The 17,066-nt window shown below is 59.4% G+C and carries 14 protein-coding genes; 3 read left to right on the top strand and 11 right to left on the bottom strand.

Going from position 1 to position 17,066, the window contains the following annotated elements; all coding sequences use genetic code 11:
• Positions 1-94 precede the first annotated feature (94 nt).
• From CJO11_RS06085 to CJO11_RS06115, 7 genes are read right to left on the bottom strand one after another with little or no spacing between them, the layout of a single operon-like run.
• The gene (locus CJO11_RS06085) at positions 95-1,579 is read right to left on the bottom strand and encodes a glycoside hydrolase (RefSeq protein ID WP_095011913.1); all 1,485 of its coding nucleotides are present in this window, start codon (positions 1,577-1,579) and stop codon (positions 95-97) included.
• Positions 1,576-2,943, bottom strand: coding sequence for a glycoside hydrolase family 27 protein (locus CJO11_RS06090; RefSeq protein WP_095011914.1), 1,368 nt, complete (start codon positions 2,941-2,943; stop codon positions 1,576-1,578). Before CJO11_RS06090 ends, CJO11_RS06085 begins: the two co-directional genes overlap by 4 nt.
• Positions 2,940-3,881, bottom strand: a complete 942-nt coding sequence (locus CJO11_RS06095) for a Gfo/Idh/MocA family protein (RefSeq protein WP_095011915.1) — start codon at positions 3,879-3,881, stop codon at positions 2,940-2,942. Before CJO11_RS06095 ends, CJO11_RS06090 begins: the two co-directional genes overlap by 4 nt.
• Positions 3,878-4,873, bottom strand: coding sequence for an AraD1 family protein (gene araD1 / locus CJO11_RS06100; RefSeq protein ID WP_095011916.1), 996 nt, complete (start codon positions 4,871-4,873; stop codon positions 3,878-3,880). The genes CJO11_RS06095 and araD1 overlap by 4 nt, the downstream gene beginning before the upstream one ends.
• Positions 4,870-5,502 carry a 2-dehydro-3-deoxy-6-phosphogalactonate aldolase gene (locus CJO11_RS06105; protein WP_095011917.1) on the bottom strand — a complete coding sequence of 211 codons (633 nt, stop codon included), beginning with the start codon at positions 5,500-5,502 and terminating at the stop codon, positions 4,870-4,872. The genes araD1 and CJO11_RS06105 overlap by 4 nt, the downstream gene beginning before the upstream one ends.
• Positions 5,499-6,377, bottom strand: a complete 879-nt coding sequence (locus tag CJO11_RS06110; protein WP_240504587.1) for a 2-dehydro-3-deoxygalactonokinase — start codon at positions 6,375-6,377, stop codon at positions 5,499-5,501. The genes CJO11_RS06105 and CJO11_RS06110 overlap by 4 nt, the downstream gene beginning before the upstream one ends.
• A gap of 54 nt (positions 6,378-6,431) precedes the next feature.
• Entirely contained in the window at positions 6,432-7,976 is a 1,545-nt protein-coding gene (locus CJO11_RS06115) for an aldehyde dehydrogenase (NADP(+)) (protein ID WP_095011918.1), read from the bottom strand.
• 72 nt (positions 7,977-8,048) lie between these two features.
• Between CJO11_RS06115 and CJO11_RS06120 the strand changes: the two genes are divergently transcribed.
• The gene (locus CJO11_RS06120) at positions 8,049-8,933 is read left to right on the top strand and encodes an SMP-30/gluconolactonase/LRE family protein (RefSeq protein ID WP_095011919.1); all 885 of its coding nucleotides are present in this window, start codon (positions 8,049-8,051) and stop codon (positions 8,931-8,933) included.
• Here CJO11_RS06120 and CJO11_RS06125 read toward each other — a convergent pair.
• Together CJO11_RS06125 and CJO11_RS06130 are read right to left on the bottom strand one after the other, a co-directional pair.
• Entirely contained in the window at positions 8,926-11,271 is a 2,346-nt protein-coding gene (locus CJO11_RS06125) for a glycoside hydrolase family 127 protein (RefSeq protein WP_095011920.1), read from the bottom strand. The two genes, CJO11_RS06120 and CJO11_RS06125, sit on opposite strands and share 8 nt — an antisense overlap.
• 2 nt (positions 11,272-11,273) lie before the next feature.
• Positions 11,274-12,602: a sugar MFS transporter gene (locus CJO11_RS06130; protein WP_095013247.1), complete on the bottom strand. Its 1,329-nt coding sequence runs from the start codon at positions 12,600-12,602 to the stop codon at positions 11,274-11,276.
• A gap of 136 nt (positions 12,603-12,738) precedes the next feature.
• Here CJO11_RS06130 and CJO11_RS06135 point away from each other — a divergent pair, with 136 nt between their 5' ends.
• A complete protein-coding gene (locus CJO11_RS06135; RefSeq protein WP_095011921.1) occupies positions 12,739-13,893 on the top strand; it encodes an aldose epimerase family protein in 1,155 nt (384 codons plus the stop codon).
• A gap of 11 nt (positions 13,894-13,904) precedes the next feature.
• Positions 13,905-15,704, top strand: coding sequence for an IlvD/Edd family dehydratase (locus CJO11_RS06140; RefSeq protein ID WP_095011922.1), 1,800 nt, complete (start codon positions 13,905-13,907; stop codon positions 15,702-15,704).
• Between the two features lie 13 nt (positions 15,705-15,717).
• Here CJO11_RS06140 and CJO11_RS06145 read toward each other — a convergent pair whose 3' ends face one another.
• Positions 15,718-16,230, bottom strand: a complete 513-nt coding sequence (locus CJO11_RS06145; protein ID WP_150124984.1) for a hypothetical protein — start codon at positions 16,228-16,230, stop codon at positions 15,718-15,720.
• A gap of 37 nt (positions 16,231-16,267) precedes the next feature.
• Positions 16,268-16,978 carry a FadR/GntR family transcriptional regulator gene (locus CJO11_RS06150; RefSeq protein WP_240504588.1) on the bottom strand — a complete coding sequence of 237 codons (711 nt, stop codon included), beginning with the start codon at positions 16,976-16,978 and terminating at the stop codon, positions 16,268-16,270.
• Between the last annotated feature and the right edge of the window lie 88 nt (positions 16,979-17,066).

The raw sequence follows: 17,066 nt of genomic DNA on the forward strand, positions 1-17,066 counted from the left end.
TCACAGTCTGGCGTGGTGAGACAGCAATTCAAAGTCTGACAACAAGCCATTCGGTGGATGGCAGCCATTGGATTCTTCACCCAATTGCACTGACTTAGCGGCAAGGCGATTGGCGCGGGTCGCGATACAAAACGACCGTCGAGATCGATCTCGGCGGCGCGATGCGCCCTGCAACGCAGGCTGCATTGTGGTCGAGATCAGTCGCTACCAAAGCGAATTTCCAGCCTTGAGGTAGGTCCAAATTTCGCGCGACTGGTCCGGCATTCACGTGCACCAAAACGATTCTCTTACCATCGGGTCCAATCGCGCCCACAGTGTCGGGATCGGCAACCGGCAGGAGCCGAAAGCCCGGGCGAATGAACCGACTGAACTGAGCCATCGCCCAATACTTCTTGGTGATCGTGATCCGGTGGTCTTGATCGGAAGGATCTCGCAGGTCAGCTTTGACCAGGCCCCAGTTCGTGCCCTTGCGACCGTCGATAGCGCTGATGGTTTCAACAGCCTGCCAGAACACCCACGCTGACGGCTCGAGCCGTTTCAAATCGCGCACAACGTGTTCGGCAAACGCGATCGGAGTGTCCATGCCCTCGAAGTCTTCCGGTTCCCCGGCAAGCGGCGTATCGTCTTCGCTCATCCACAAGCGAAGTCCCTGCGACCGAGCAATGTCGCGTACCGCAGTCTGGTTCTGCGTGCCGTAACTATGGACATTGATCTGCCCAATGTCCTGGCGCGCCTCTTCCGGATATGCCTCCCAGTCTTTGACGAACAACTGTGAGCTGGTCTCGTCGGGTGCGGCCACTACTGTTGACAGGCCGCGATGCTTCAGTGCGTCGGCCGTCGCCATGATCATGCGGGCTTGGCTGGCCGGATCCCAATGCGATCCCTCCTGGGTGTTGCTCGCATGCCAGTAGTTCGTGCCCGGCTCATTCACCGGAGATAGTGTGCGAAATCGGATCCCGTCTCGCTCCTGCAGCTGCTGAACTACGGTGGCGAGATAGTCGGCGAACTTTCCCTCAAAGCCCGGACGAAGGTTGTCTTCGTCACCCTTCTCGTTTCCTGAAACTCGACCCGATATGGTCATGAAATACGGCGGCGAATTGGAGAACGCTTCGAAGATCGGATGATCGACCCGCCGTTTGATTGCGCCGAGCCACCAGCGTTGGTTGGTATCGGCGTGCCAGTCCCACATTGACGGATCGGCAGGGTCCCACCAATCCTTACCCGTAGTGCCAGCCGGTCGCTTCCAGAACCCAGGGACAGCGGCCCCGACCCTCATGCAGTCCGATGTGTCGGGAGAATTGCCGCCACCAATATTATAGCGCGCGATGTTCCAGCCGAGACCGCTAGGGCCGTAGAAGAGATCTGCGAGCCGCTCTCGCTCCGGTTCAGGCCAACCGCCCGTGACGTTCGCGAACCACGCCAGCGCTGTGCCCCAACCCTCGAACACCGGCCCACGATGTGCGAGGTCGGGACTGAGGTCGATTTCGACAACACGATCGGGCCTAGCCGGTGCCTCGGCTAAGCTCGTGGCAGGCAATCCCAGCAATACAATCAGTGCAGCAGCGATCGCCAACTTCATGACAGGCGATAGAGCACCGAGCCATGCGGGACGATTTCCGCCTCGACGCGACGGTCCGCTCCGCCAATCTGTTCGCGTTGCCACAAGTCTCGCACGGTCACGCTTCGCTCGATGCCCAGAAATTTCAGATCCACGCCCACCCGCCGAGTGCTATCACTCGGATTGAACATCGCAAGATAATGATCGCCGTTGGTCGCGCGCGCCCGCCAGATACGAGCCACATCGTCCAAGAACATTGGGCAGTTAGACGTTGATTGCTGGCTGACGGCAACGACCTCAGGATTGGTCAGCAATGCCTTGGTCGCTTCGTCGAGGTGGCGAAGGTCACCACCCATAATCAGTGGTGAGCGCGCAATCGCCCATAAGGTCATCAGTGTTTGTTGCTCGTCCGGGGTGAATTTGGTGTCCCTTTGACCCAAATGCAGCCTTCCGAGCGGCAGCATGTCGGCATCAGGCCACGATCCGGGGCCCATGTACCGGTTCCAGTTTTCAAGCCGCGTGAACTGGGCCGAAAGCATCGACCATTCATCCCAGAAGTCATCCGAAATACGCCACATCTGCGCGAACTTCTGGGCATGCGCTCCGCGCGCGACTGGGGTCTCGCCGGGCGACATGCTGAGGATCATCGGTCTGCCTGTCTTGCCTATCGCACGATGGATTGCCTCGATCTCGGGAGCGTGTGCATCGAATGGACGAGACAAGTCGTCGACCTTGACGAAATCGACGCCCCACGATGCCAGCAATGCGAAGACGCTGTCGTAGTACGCTTGCGCACCCGGCTTCGTCATGTCGACACCGTACATGTCGGGGTTCCAAGAACAGGTGCTGGTGGTGTCGGAGACAGCCTGAGCCGTTGTTTTCGTCCCGAAGACCGGCAGGTTGCGTTCGACCGCAAGCCGCGGAATGCCTCGCATCAAATGCACTCCGAACCGTAGTCCCAAGGCGTGCACGCTTTGAGCGAGGGGGCCAAAACCTTTCCCGCCCTTGCTCGACGGAAAACGATTGGGCGCGGGCAACAGCCGACCGAAGCGATCCATGGTCGGCAACGGTTTCGCATCGTAGTCGTAACTCGATGCATTGGGCTCGTACCACTGGATATCGACCGTAAAGACATCGTAACCCGCCGGCAGCAATTCCCGCGCCATAATGCTCGCCTGTTCACGAGCTTCGACTTCGGTGATGGTGGTGGCGAAACTGTTCCAGCTGTTCCAACCCATTGGCGGCGTCGGTGCGAGCAAGTCACCTTGAGTGCTGGCACTCGCATGTGCGGGTATGGGTCTTCCGGCGGCCAGGGTCGTCCCGGCGGCAAGTCCGGCCGAACTGCCCAGCAAAGTCCGACGGGTAAGGCCCTCGCCCTTGGTCATTCGTGGAATTCCTCGACCGAGGTAATTGCGCCGCAGAGAAATGCGTCTGCGACGAGCCGCAGCGGGCTTACGTCGACATCCGAAATTCCGGCGCGGATCAGCGCAAGGAAGCGCCGATAGATCCCGGGGTATTCTCCGGCGAGATCGCCCTCTTCGGCATGGACTTGCTCACCGCCAATGAACAGCTCGGCTCCGCCTTTGGCGAGCCGCAATTCGCCGCCATCGGTGTCGACGAATATATCCCAATGCTGCGGCCCCTCCTGGCGGAAATCGAGATCCATATCGATCGTCACATCCCGTCGATCACGCAATGTCATTTGCGCGGCGATCGGAGCGCCGAGGTTCGACGGAAATTGCAGGGCTGAAGATTCCACGAACAGCGGCCGAGGAAGAATGCGGGTAATGATCGAAAGCGCATTGATGCCAGGGTCGAAGACCCCGAACCCGCCCGATTTCCAGATCCATGCCTGACCGGGGTGCCAGACACGTACATCTTCACGCCACACAATCCGCGCGCTGCGGATTGTCTTGTCGGCCAGCCAGGCAGTTGCCGGCTCGACCCCGCGCGCGAATTGCGAATGCCAGGCGGTGAAGAGCGTCAACTTCCGTTCAGCGGCAGACTCACGAAGCGCCACAACCTCTGCTAGGGTAGCACCAGGGGGCTTCTCGAGAAGCACGTGCCAGCCCTGATCAAGCGCCTGTTGCGCTACATCATGGCGCACTTGCGGCGGCGTGCAGACCGATACTGCATCGACCTCGATTCCGCTTGCCACCAACTCTTCTATGCTGCGGAAGAACGGCAGATCTGGTTCGCCCTCTCCCGCGCGATCGACCGTCGCAACAAGGTCGAATGCCTTGCTTTTGGCAACCGCGGGTAAATGCTGGTCATGGGCGATCTTGCCCAAACCGACGATGGCAAGTTTGACAGGAGCAGTCATAGGACTTTGACCTCCACCGCAGTTTGCTCCGCTTGCGCAAGGCGATTTCGCACCGGCAACGCGAAGGGAGCGGCAGATATCTCGAATTCGTCACCGATCCGCGTACTCACGCCATCTGCGAACGAGAGGGTCGCTGTGCCGAAGAAGTGTACGTGAATGTCTCCCGGACCTCGGAAGCCGGCATATTTGAAATGGTGGGCTTCTAGGTTGGCGAGGCTGTGTGACATATTGTCTTCGCCGGTCAGGAAAGGCTTCTCCCAAATGCACTTTCCGCCCCGGTAGATCCGGCTGGTGCCGCGAATGTCTTGCGGAACTTCGCTTAGCAGGAGCTCCGCTCCCAAAGCAGCCGGGCGAAGTTTTGAATGCGCGAGCCAGAGGTAATTGTGGCGCTCAGTAATGTGATCGCTGAATTCGTTCGCCAGTGCTATACCAAGCCGGAAGGGGGTCCCGTCGTCGCCGATCAAATAGATGCCGGCCAATTCTGGCTCTTCGCTTCCGTCGAGCGCAAAGCCAGGCGAAGTCAGGTTGTCGCGCGGTCCAACCAGTGTCTGGCCATCGCCTTTGAAGAACCATTCGGGTTGCTGGCCGGATTCACCCGCAACAGGTTTTCCGCCCTCAACCCCTTCGAGAAACATCTTCATCGAGTCGGTCTGGCTGTCGCTATCGGCCATTGCCTTGTGCATCTTGTCGCGGCCCTCGGCGGAACCGAGATGGGTCAGCCCTGTGCCTGTCATCAGCAAGTGCGCGGGATCTTCGTGATCGATCGCCGGCAGAAGATGCCCAGCCTCAAGTTCTGCCGCCAGGTCAACCTTTTCGCTCGCGCGATATTCGCGCGCCAAGTCCAACAGGCTGCGGTGCGAAGAAATAGCCTCGCCGGCCAGTTCCCGCGTAGTGTGCGGCCCGGACAGGATCGATGCCGCGCCATCTTCAGCGAGGATCAATCGCCGAGCGCCGTCGTCGGCGCGATGTTGGATCAGGCGTGCGTGGGTCATGTCAGTTTCCTTACGGCGCGGACAAGCGCCTCGGCATCTGCGGCGACCGTCGCCGCGTCCTTGCCTGGCTTGTAGAGATTGGAACCAAGCCCGAAGCCGTCGGCGCCGACGTCGCGCCAGCTTTGCATCGTGGTTTCGGAAATGCCCCCCACTGCGAGCACCTTGGTGCCCTGAGGCAGCACCGCGCGCTGCGCTTTGAGCATGGCGGGCGATGCGCCGTCGGCGGGAAACAGCTTGAGCGCACTGGCCCCGCTGGAAAGCGCCGCGAAGGCCTCGCTTGAAGTATAGTAGCCCGGCAGACTGACCATCCCGGCAGCCAGGGTCGCTTTGATCACCGCCGTATCGACATTGGGCGAAACGATGAATTGGCAGCCGACCGATGCAACCTCGGCGACCTGTGCAGGAGTCAGGACCGTACCGGCGCCGATCATGGCTCTGCCAGCCAAGGCTTCTGCGAGGATGCCGATCGACTTGCACGGGTCTGGCGAGTTGAGCGGAACTTCAATGAGAGTGAAACCGGCTTCGACCAGAGCCTCGCCAATGGCCGGCGCTTCGGCAGGCGTGAGCCCACGGAGTATGGCGACAAGCGGGCAAGCAGCGAATGCTCTTTCGAATTGAGCGTGGTTCATTGCGCGCTTTCCCAAATTGCATGGATGCCCGCAGCAAATGAGGCTTGTGAGTCGATTGGAACGGTGCGGCCACCTGCATATTCAATGGCCTGCGCATAGAGGGCGGCCAGAGAGCCCGAAGCCAGAAGGAACACGTCATTACCATCAATATCGTTGCGTGCCGCAACATCGGAACCGATAAGCATCCCACTGACATAGGAAGCGGCTTCGCTGCGATCCATCAGGCCCAGCAAGCATGACGCGCGAGCCGAAAAAAGTGCAGTCACGAGATCGCAGGCAGCTCGGCTTCGTTTCAGGCCTGCGCTGAAGGCCGGACCGATCGCGGGTTCACCAACGATCATTTCGGACAGGATCGAATGCTGCCGGAGCAATGAATACAATTCACCTGTCATCGCCGTCGCAAAGGTCTCGATCCGGCCGCCGCTGACCTTGATCCACTTATTGTGCGTGCCCGGTTGGCAGAAGAGCCCATCTTCGGGGACCAATCCCGCGGCCAATGCGCCAAACACCTGTACTTCTTCTCCGCGCATGACGTCTGCATGACCGACGACCCGCTGTGCAACCCCGGGAACAAGAAAGACGTTCTCGCCACAGTCGGTGACCATTTCTGCGAGCGTCGACAATTCTATCGGTGCACTGCAATAGGGTACCTCGCGCCAGCCTCGGCTCGAACCGACCATGCCTGCCGCAATGATAGGGAATGCACCGAAGCGTTCGCGAATTGCAGAGAATTCTCCGGAGTATGCCATGGCGGACATTGCCAGAACCCCGCGATCATCGCGTTCGCTACGCACAACAAGCCCATCCGCGCGCATCAGATAGATGCGGCGATTGGTCGTACCCCAGTCGATAGCGATGTAATCACCGCCAGACACCGCAAACTCCCACTGCCGCTTATTTGTAAGACAATAACGAAGTCCTCGATGGCGTCAAGCAGGATTCCCATCGAGCAGTTTGGGAACATCGCTTCCATCGCGCAGCTCGGGCGCAAGCAGGCTGGCAGGAATATCCTGATAGCAAACCGGGCGCAGGAAGCGCTCGATCGCCAGTGTCCCGACCGATGTCGTTCTCCCATCTGAAGTCGCCGGGAATGGGCCGCCGTGGACCATGGCATGAGCCACTTCCACCCCCGTTGGCCAGCCGTTCGCCAGGATCCGACCGCAAGTCACCTCCAGAATCGGTAGAAGCGCGCGCGCATCCTCGATGTCGGCATCTTCAAGATGGAGCGTAGCCGTGAGCTGGCCCTCCATTGCCGTGAGCACGGCCTTCATTTCGGCCAGGCTCGTGCAACGTACGACAAGAGAAGAAGCCCCGAAGACTTCCTCGGCTAGGCCGGGTTGCGCAATGATGTCATGAGCAGCGACGGAAAACAGCTGCGCTGCCGAACAGGTCGTACCATCGCCTTCCTTCCCGGTTGCGACGACAATTGTTTCAGCCTCTTCGGCAAGCCGTGCGCGACCAGCATCGTACGCCGCGCGGATGCCGGTCGTCAGCATGGTCTGCGGTTCATTGCCTGACAATGCGTTGCTCGCAGCCCTTATGAATGCCTCGAGCCCCTCGCCTTCTATTGCCAGCACCACCCCGGGGTTTGTGCAAAACTGGCCGGCGCCGAGCGTCAGCGAACCAACGAATGCGGTGCCCAACTCGGCCCCTCGTGCAGCCAATGCCGCTGGCAAGAGGATGACTGGGTTCACACTCGACATTTCGGCATATACGGGGATTGGGACTGGCCTCTGCTGAGCGATCCGGCACAATGCCAGCCCGCCCCCTCGCGACCCTGTAAAGCCGACGGCGGCAATGCGTGGATCGTTCACCAAGGCTTCGCCCAACTCGTTTCGGGGACCGCGTACATGGCCGAAAACACCGTCAGGCATGCCGGTCTTTTCTGCAGCGCGCACGATCGCCTCCGCAACCATAGAATCGGTTCCTGGATGAGCCGGATGACCTTTGACGACCACCGGGCAGCCAGCGGCCAGTGCCGATGCAGTGTCCCCTCCGGCAGTCGAAAATGCGAGCGGGAAGTTGGAAGCACCGAAAACGGCCACCGGACCTACTGGAATCATTCGCATCCGCAGATCAGGACGCGGCAAAGGCTGGCGATCGGGCATTGCCGGATCGATCCGCACGCCGCGCCAGCGATCTGCCCGCACGACTTGGGCGAATAACCGCAATTGATTGACCGTGCGGCCGCGCTCGCCAGTCAGGCGCGCTAGCGGCAGGCCGCTCTCGATGACGGCCCGTTCGAGCAGAGCATCGCCGAGCGCCATGATCTCGTCACCGATCGCTTCGAGGAACAGGGCACGTGATTCTGAAGGTATGGCGCGGAAGCTGTCGAATGCAGCTTCGGCTGCAGAACAAGCCGCAGCCACGTGGTCCAGCGAGCTGACGCTGAATTCGGGCTCGATCGGTTGGCCTGTCGCAGCTGCGTAGCCGCGAAACGCTTTCAGATTGACCTGCTCCATCGAATCTCTCATATAATTAGTCAGACAATAGGGTGTATATATGGGCGGAAGCGTGCTTTCGCAACCCACAGGGAGGCATCTGCGATGACGCAGGTATGGAATGTTTGGGAAGGCGCAGCGACACTTGGCGAAGGTCCGGTGTGGGATACCCAGCGCAACCAGTTGTGGTTCGTTGACATCAAGCAGCGCAAAATCCACCGCTTTGACCCGTGCGCCAAAGCGGTCCGGTCGTGGGACGCTCCCGGTCAGATCGGCTGGGTATTGCCTGCGGCTGACGGGACGCTGATTGCTGGGTTACAACAAGGGTTGGCGCGATTCGATCCGAATGACGGTAGTTTCGAAGTGTTTGCCGAAGTCGAGCCAGAACAGCCAAGCAACCGACTCAACGATGCCACCGTCGGGCCCGACGGAACGATCTGGTTCGGCTCCATGGATGACGGAGAAGAAAACGATTCCGGGCGGTTCTACCGCTGGAACGGCAAGTCGGTCCGTCCGGTCGACCTCGAACCAGTCTGCATCACCAACGGGCCGGCCCTGAGCCCCGATGGCAGGAAACTCTATCACGTCGACACGGCGGGTGGGGTCATCAATGTCGCGACCCTCGATGAAGCGGGCAAAGTGTTAGAGAATCGTGAGTTTGCCCGGATTGATCCTGCTGATGGCCATCCCGATGGCTGCATCGTCGATTCGCGCGGCAACGTCTGGGTCGGACTATGGGGCGGCTGGCGCGCCAGACTCTATTCGCCCGACGGAACAGTTCTTCAGGAAGTGAAGCTTCCGGCTTCCAACGTGACCAAGATCGCGCTGGGAGGAAAGGACCTTACGACTGCGTACGCGACCACGGCGCGTGCGGGATTGAGTGAGGAAGAACTCGCGGGGCAGCCCGAAGCTGGCAGCTTGTTCGCATTTAAGGTCGATGTGCCCGGGCTGTGCATTCAGCCAGCCAACGTAGCGACCTCGGTCAACTGACCGAGGCCGCCTCGGTAGGCGCTTCCATCATGCGAATTTCGTAGACGTCGGTATCTCCGATGAGCCCGTCAAGCCGGATATTCGCGGTCTTCTTCGTTCCACCGACATCGTCTGGCAGCGGATAGTCGATTGTGACGAAATGGTCCTGGTGCCTGTTCTTGCGGTCTTCCCGCGCCACCAACTCGCCATCGATGGAAATGTCCAGGCTGCTATCGGCATCCCAGCCCCAATACACGATCTGTAACAGTGCCGGGCCGGCCCGCCGCGCCAGAGTGACATCGATACTTTGGCCCGCCTTGAGCTTGCGGGCAGATCGGCCATGAAGTTGGATCGTGGGTGCATCAGACGTTTTGAACGCATGATCCCGTTCGGGTTGCATTTCGCCCAGGTAGATAACGTCGGCTGTGCGTCGGGCAATGTCGCGATGAGCTGCCTGAGCTTGCAAGTATGATGCCTTCGCTTCGCTCCAGCCTGCCGCCGAATAGTGCGGGAAATATACTGCTGTACGCCGATCGTATTGTGCAAAATATGGATGAAGGTTGAGATTTTCGCCAAGCGTCGTCGTGGCAGTAAAAGTCGCCTCTCGGGCCGTATCTTCTGCCCGATGTGGTGGATGAGCCTCAAAGAGTGCAGGGCCGATATCGTCGAACGTCGTGTCGGCCGCTCCCATATCTGCGGCGAGTACTATCGGCCCGTAAGTGTACGCTTGCAGCGAACTATCATCTGGTGTCGCGTGACTCGCCAACGCCATTGGCAGGTTCATCGTGATCTTGTCGCCGCGTCGCCAATGCCGGGTGATTTTAGCATAGCCGCGCTCGTTGATCCAGGAGGCCGGCTTGCCGTTGATCGCGATTCGCGGCGCCGCCGCCCAGCCAGGCAGGCGCAGCGCTATAGTTGAGGAGCCGCGCGGCGCACGCTCCACGCTTATCGCGACATCTCCAGCGAACGGCATGCCCGTGTCGAGCGCTAGAGCGAATCCCTGTTCCGCCCAGTCGAGCCGCGCAGGGATGTAGAGATTGACCAGCAGCGCCTCTCCATCGTGCCAGAAAATCGAATCGGCATGCTTGGAATGGCTTTCCATGCCCGTGCCCACGCAGCACCAGAAACTGTCTTCGGCAGTCGAGTAGCTGCGGCGCGCGCCAGCTGCGAGCGGCATGAAGTAGACGAACTGGCCGGTATCCGGGCGCTGCTGCGCCATGATGTGGTTGAGGTGTGTCCGCTCGTAGAAATCGAACAGTCGCGCATCGGGCTGCCAGCTGAACAGATGCCGCGTAAGCTTGAGCATGTTGTAGCTGTTGCAGCCTTCGCAAGTGGTTTCCGTAATTCGGTGCGCAAGCTTATCGGGCGGGCCGAAATGCTCTCGGTCCGAATTACCTCCGATCACGTAGCTGTGATGGTCGACCACTGCATGATGGAAGAACTCTGCCGCCACGCCCTTCTTGGGTTCGCCCGTAAGTTCGCGGATCCGGGCCAGACCGATGATTTTGGGAATCTGTGTATTAGCGTGAAGGCCGTCGAGCCTGTCTTCTTCGGCCTCCAGCGGGTCGAGCACAGCGCGATGATAAATCTTCTCTGCCATCCGCAGCCAACGCGGATTGCCGGTAAGGGCATAGGTTTCGGCATAAGATTCGTTCAAACCGCCGTGTTCCGCTTGGAGCACCTTCTGCATCTGCTGGTCATCGAGCGGTTCGAGCACGCCCGCCATGTAGCCAGCCACTCCGAGAAGGATCGGCATTGCCCGCGGATTGCCAGCAAAGCGGTGCGCATCGATAAGCCCGGCGTGAATCTTGTGCCAAGTGTATAGAGGGACCCAGCCGCCATTCAGGTCGAAGCCTCCGGACCAAATCTTACCGGCCCGAATTTCCTCGAACACGATCTTGCCGTCGACCGTCTTGCCGTCACGTTCGACCGTCGTCCCGCCACAATAGCCATCGCCGTGCGCCGCCTGGATACGTGCCATTTCGGCAAGCGCAAAGTCGAGCTTGCTGGCAAGTCCGCTGTCTCCAGTGTTGGCAATCGTGAACGACACCGCACTCAACCAATGGCCGAGCGAGTGCCCGGCAATTCCCAGCGCCTCCCAGCCGCCATAGACGGGCTTCGGTGCTGGCAAGCCAGCCGAGAGATAGAAGTTGTGCAAGAATCGCTCGGGCTCGAGCGAAGCCAGATAGACGCGGTTGGCATGCAATGCGTCCGCGTAAATGGATGGCTGGAGCGACACCGCGCTCAATGGTGCGGAACCTACCTTTCCCGCCTTCAGCCTTGGCAGGCCGGCCAGTGCCGGGCCCGCAAGAGCCACAGCACTGGTTCCGATCAGCCATTGCCGACGATTAACGAGCATGGTCACTCAGCCGGGGTGTCTTCTTCCGAGAGCTTTACGTCGGGCAAGGCGTTGGTCGGCTTCGATCCGACCAGAGCATACCAAAGCACGTAAAGTGCGCAGCAAGTGGTGACTAGGAAACCCCACTGCAGTCCATAGGTATCACCGACTTTGCCTTGAAGGGAAGCAAGCGCGCCTCCTGCAATCGACATGATCAGCAGACCGGAGCCCTCCTCGGTCAGCGGCCCGAGCCCGCGGATCGCCAACGCGAATATTGCGGGGAACATGAGCGAAATTCCCAGGCCGACCGTGATCAGGCCGTACATAGCCATTGGGCCGGAAGCGAATACCGCGGTCAAAGATCCGGCAATTGCGATCATGGCGAACATTGCCAAAACACGTTCCGGTGCGATCTTTTGCATGAGAGCCGCGCCCGCGAAGCGACCGACCATCATCCCACCCCAGAACAGCGTCAGGTATGATGCCGCATTTTCCTGAGTCAGGTTGGCGATGTCAGGCTGCGAAACGAAATTGATGAAGTAGCTTCCTACGCCGATCTCCGCGAGCACGCACAACGCAATCCCGATGCATCCGAAGACAAGGTTGCGATGGGTCCACAGAGAGAGGCCTGCTCGCACTTCGGCGTTGGCACGCCGGGTCGCTGCCCCGAGAGTCGGGAGGGTCGCGCGGGCAATCATGATCGCCAGCACAGCAAGCACAGCGGCAACGATGAGGTAAGGCAACTCGGTTGCGTGGGCATCGGCCATGCGCTGTGCATGAGTAAGCTCGGTGCCATGTGCCGTGGTTCCGGCAGTCGTACGCGCAAGGATCAGATACTTGCCGAACAAGATGGCCAGCACGTCGCCCGTAGTGTTGAACGCCTGCACCAGCGTCAGGCGGCGTTCGGAGCTCTCAGGCGGCCCGATCACGGCGACGTATGGATTCGCCGCAACCTGCAGGAGCGCGATGCCGCATGAGACGACAAACAGCGATGCAACTGTTATCGCATAGGAAATAACATAGGCGGCAAGCACCATGCCAAGCGATCCAAGGGTCATTACCGCGAGCCCGGCAGTTAGCGCCCGCTGATAGCCGATACGCTCGATCAGTTTTGCTGCCGGGATCGACGCAAGCAGGTACCCAATAAACCAGACCGATTCGATGAGCCCGGTCTGGAAGTAGGTCAGTTCGAAAACGCTGCGCAGATGGGGCAGAAGCGTTCCGTTGATAACGCTGATGAAGCCCCACATGAAGAAGAGGCTCGCCAGCAAAGCGAGCGCTCTGCCATAGTTTCCACCGGAGGACGATCCGCTGGTTGCCGAAACGCTAGAGGTGACCGAAGGGCCTGCCATATCCTTGACTCCCGAATGCCCGGTCGAATCCGAGCCTTGCAAAATTGGCCATTGCCAAATTTTTATATGTCTGACTATATGTGTTTCGCGCTGCCGGTCAACGGTGAAAACGCTTAGAGAATCGGGAAGAGGTAATATGACAAATAGCTCCATCGGCTTGATCCGGGGTATCGCCCCGCTGGCTTTGCTGGCTCTTTCCAACCCGGTTCAAGCAGCAACCGCAACAACTTCGGACTTCGGCAAGATGCCGAATGGTGAGGCCGTGAAAGAGGTCAAACTGACCGGAAACAATGGAGTGAGCGTCGTGCTCATTACCCTTGGTGCGACGATCCAGGCATTCAACGTACCCGACAAGAATGGCCACGTTGCGGACATCACCGTTGGATATGACAAAGTCTCTTCGTACATCGATGCCCCCAACTACTGGGGCCAGACCATCGGACGCTATGCGAATCGAATTGCAAACGGTTCGTTCAAGCTGGATGGCAAGACCTACCAACTGACGCAGAACGACGGGACCAATTCGCTGCATGGCGGCAAGGAAGGTTTCGACAAGCGCAACTGGAAGCTCGCAAGCGTCAAAACCAACCCGGACGGCACTGTCAGCGCAACGATGACCTTGCGCAGCCCCGACGGCGATCAGGGATATCCCGGCAATCTGGACGTTACAGTGGTTTATACGCTCGACGACAGCGGATCGTTGACGATGCAATACTCGGCGACGACCGACCAACCGACAATCGTAAACCTGACCAACCACGCGCTATTCAACCTCGGCGGCAACGGATGGCCGTACGGCACCTACGACGAGAAGCTGACGATCCCCGCGAGCCGATACACGCCGATCAATGACAAACTTATCCCGACTGGGGAATTGCGCGCTGTCGATGGCACGGTGTTCGATTTCCGGAACGGCCGGATGCTTTACGATGGCGTGCGCGACGGGAGCGATGAGCAGATCGTCCTGGCCCATGGATGGGACCACAACTTCGTCCTCGACAAGGGCCACACCGACAAACCTGAACTCGCCGCCCGCCTCGAACACGCCCAGTCCGGGAGGGTGCTCGAAGTGCTGACGACGGCTCCGGGTCTGCAATTCTATTCGGGTAACTTTCTCGACGGCACGCTGCTCGGCAAGGGCAACGTGGTCTACCGGATGGGCGATGCAGTCGCTTTGGAAGCGCAATTGTTCCCGGACACCCCGAACCAACCAAACTTCGGATCGGCTGAACTCGATCCGGGACAAACCTACCACCGAACGATTATTTACCGCGTCTCGACGCAGGACTGAAAGCATACGCGATGAGCGATAAACCTTCCGCCAAATCCCTGCGAAGCCGGGCCTGGTTCGATAATCCAGCCAATGCCGACATGACCGCGCTGTATCTTGAGCGTTACATGAACTTCGGGCTTTCGCTCGAGGAGCTCCAAAGCGGCAAGCCGATCATCGGGATCGCTCAAACGGGAAGCGACCTCAGCCCGTGCAACCGGCACCACCTCGTCTTGGCGGAAAGAGTGCGCGAAGGCATTCGGGAAGCTGGCGGTATTGCGATCGAATTCCCCGTCCATCCAATCCAGGAGACGGGCAAACGCCCAACCGCCGGACTCGATCGCAATCTTGCATACCTTGGCATTGTAGAAGTGCTCTACGGCTATCCGCTTGACGGCGTGGTGCTCACGATTGGTTGCGACAAGACTACTCCCGCCGCTTTGATGGCTGCTGCGACCGTGAATATTCCGGCGATTGCGCTCTCGGTTGGCCCAATGCTGAACGGGTATTTCAAGGGCCAGCGAACGGGATCCGGAACTATCGTCTGGCGCGCACGGGAAATGCTCGCGTCGGGCGAGATCGACTACAAGGAATTCATCAAGCTCGTTGCCAGTTCGGCCCCATCGACTGGATATTGCAATACGATGGGTACAGCGACGACAATGAATTCGCTGACCGAGGCGCTCGGGATGAGCTTGCCGGGTTCCGCAGCGATTCCAGCTCCTTATCGCGACCGCCAGGAATGCGCCTACCTCTCAGGCAAGCGCATTGTCGAAATGGTGGCGGAAGATCTCAAGCCTTCGGATGTTCTGACTCGGGAAGCATTCGAGAATGCTATCCGGGTCAATTCCGCGATTGGCGGTTCGACCAACGCGCCGATCCATCTGGCCGCAATCGCTCGCCATATCGGCGTCGATCTGCCGATCAATGAATGGGAGCGGCTGGGCCACGAAATTCCCTTGCTAGTCAATCTCCAGCCCGCTGGCGAATTTCTTGGTGAAGACTATTACCGGGCCGGCGGAGTTCCCGCAGTTGTCGCGCAGCTGATGGGTAAGGGCCTAATCCACGAAGGTGCCACAACCGTTAATGGCAAGTCGATCGGCGACAACTGCCGGGATGTCGCGATCGAGGACGAGCGGGTGATCCGCCCATTCAACGATCCGCTGCTCGAAAATGCCGGTTTCATAGTCCTGTCGGGGAACCTGTTCGATTCCGCGATCATGAAAACCTGCGTAATCTCGAAGGATTTCCGCGAGCGTTACCTCTCCGATCCTGACGACCCCGGTGCGTTCGAAGGGCCCGCGGTAGTGTTCGATGGGCCCGAAGAATATCACGCAAAGATCGACGACAAATCGACAGGGATTACGGCAGAGACCATCCTGTTTATCCGGGGCGCTGGGCCGATCGGCTATCCCGGGTCTGCCGAAGTCGTTAATATGCGTCCGCCCGCATACTTGCTCGAGGAAGGCATTCGCGCCTTGCCGTGTGTAGGCGATGGCCGGCAGTCAGGGACGAGCGGCAGCCCTTCGATCCTCAACGCCAGTCCGGAAGCTGCCGCGATGGGTGGGCTTGCACTCCTGCGCACCGGCGACCGGGTGCGGATCGACTTGCGTAAGCGGAGCGCCAATATGCTCGTGCCGGACGAGGAACTGCAGGCTCGGCGCAAGGAACTGGAGGCAGCTGGCGGCTACGCCTACCCGGAAAGCCAAACACCGTGGCAGGAAATCCAGCGCAGTGTTGTAGGACAAATGTCATTCGGCGCGATCCTTGAGGGCGCAGAAAAATACCAGCGGATAGCGCAGACAAAGGGAATCCCGCGCGACAGCCACTAATCCTATGGCTTCGTCAGGATTTGGCGGAATCTTCCCTGACCGCCTGGTTGGAAACGATGTCTGGATCGGTCGCCAGTTCATAGAGGTAGTGGAAGCGTTCCTCTGTGCCCTTCTTCATCTTGGCGAGACCGGCTGCCTGGTCAGGCGTCAAGGCAAACTCGCTATATCCGCGTGACACGAGGCAGCGGGTCATAACCGAGACCAGATATTGCTGGAGTTCCGGGATGTTGACATGGAAATTCCTGCGCTGGATCATCACGTAATCCGTGAGCGGATCGAGAGCCTGCTGGTCCTGTAAGATGGTGTCCTGCTGCTCGACACCCCGCAGTGTATCCTTGTACGCTGTCTGGCCGGACATATCGGCCTTCGCACCAATCGTAGCGCAGTGGACCGCATCGGTGCGATAATTGGCGTATGAGACGCCAGCTTTGCCCCAAGATGTCACTTGCGGGGCATTGGGTGTCGCGCAAGCCGACAGGAAGCCTAGCGGCAGCAGAAGTCCCAGAGTTATAGCCCTTGAACGCATGACTGCCTCCGAAATCGACTGGTCCCGAGCTTGTTGATCACGCTTCGAGAAGAGCGTGCGTATCTTGTTCGGCCTGCGTGATCAGATCGATCGTCACCGATCGCGCTTTGGCCCCGTCGCCTTCTGCAATCGCGTCGAAAAGCGCGCGATGTTCCTCGATCGGATTGCGCGGCTTTCGATTGCCTCGATATTTGAAGTAGGTCGTCCAGCGGACCGCCGCGCCGATACTGGCGGACAGGCTTACCAGCAGTTCGTTGTCGGTCGCCTCGAGGATTGCCGCGTGGAATTCCTGATCCGCGAGCTGTCCTTCTGGGGTAGCAAGCGTGTGACGCGCCATTTCCTCAAGCGCGTGGCCCATCGTGGCCAACTGGCGGGAGGTTTTTTTATTCGCGGCGAGCTCGGCCGCTGCGGGTTCCACAATTAGGCGCAGTTCGAACAGACTCCTGACGAACTGCTTGGGCGGTGCGCCCTCGAACATCCACTCCAGCAATATCGGGTCAAGCAGGTTCCATGCCTCGCGCGCCCTGACCCTCGTTCCGATTTTCGGCTTACTTTCGATCAGACCACGTGCCGAGAGCATGCGCAAGGCTTCGCGAACGACACTGCGTGAAACGCCGAATGTTTCGGCGATCTCTATTTCACCCGGCAGCACGCTGCCAGGCTTATGCTCGCCCGTTACGATTGAAATACCGAGCGCCCGGGAGATCTTGATATGCGATGGCTCTCGTTTTGTCTTACCGTTGGCCAACAGCGGTCCCCCTTGCATATTCATGGCATCTCCCGCCCTTTTCCATAGCAGAGTTCGGCATTGCAACCTGAATCTCCGCTCTTGATTT

Origin of the sequence: Tsuneonella mangrovi, from assembly GCF_002269345.1 — a bacterium.
GTDB lineage: Bacteria > Pseudomonadota > Alphaproteobacteria > Sphingomonadales > Sphingomonadaceae > Tsuneonella > Tsuneonella mangrovi.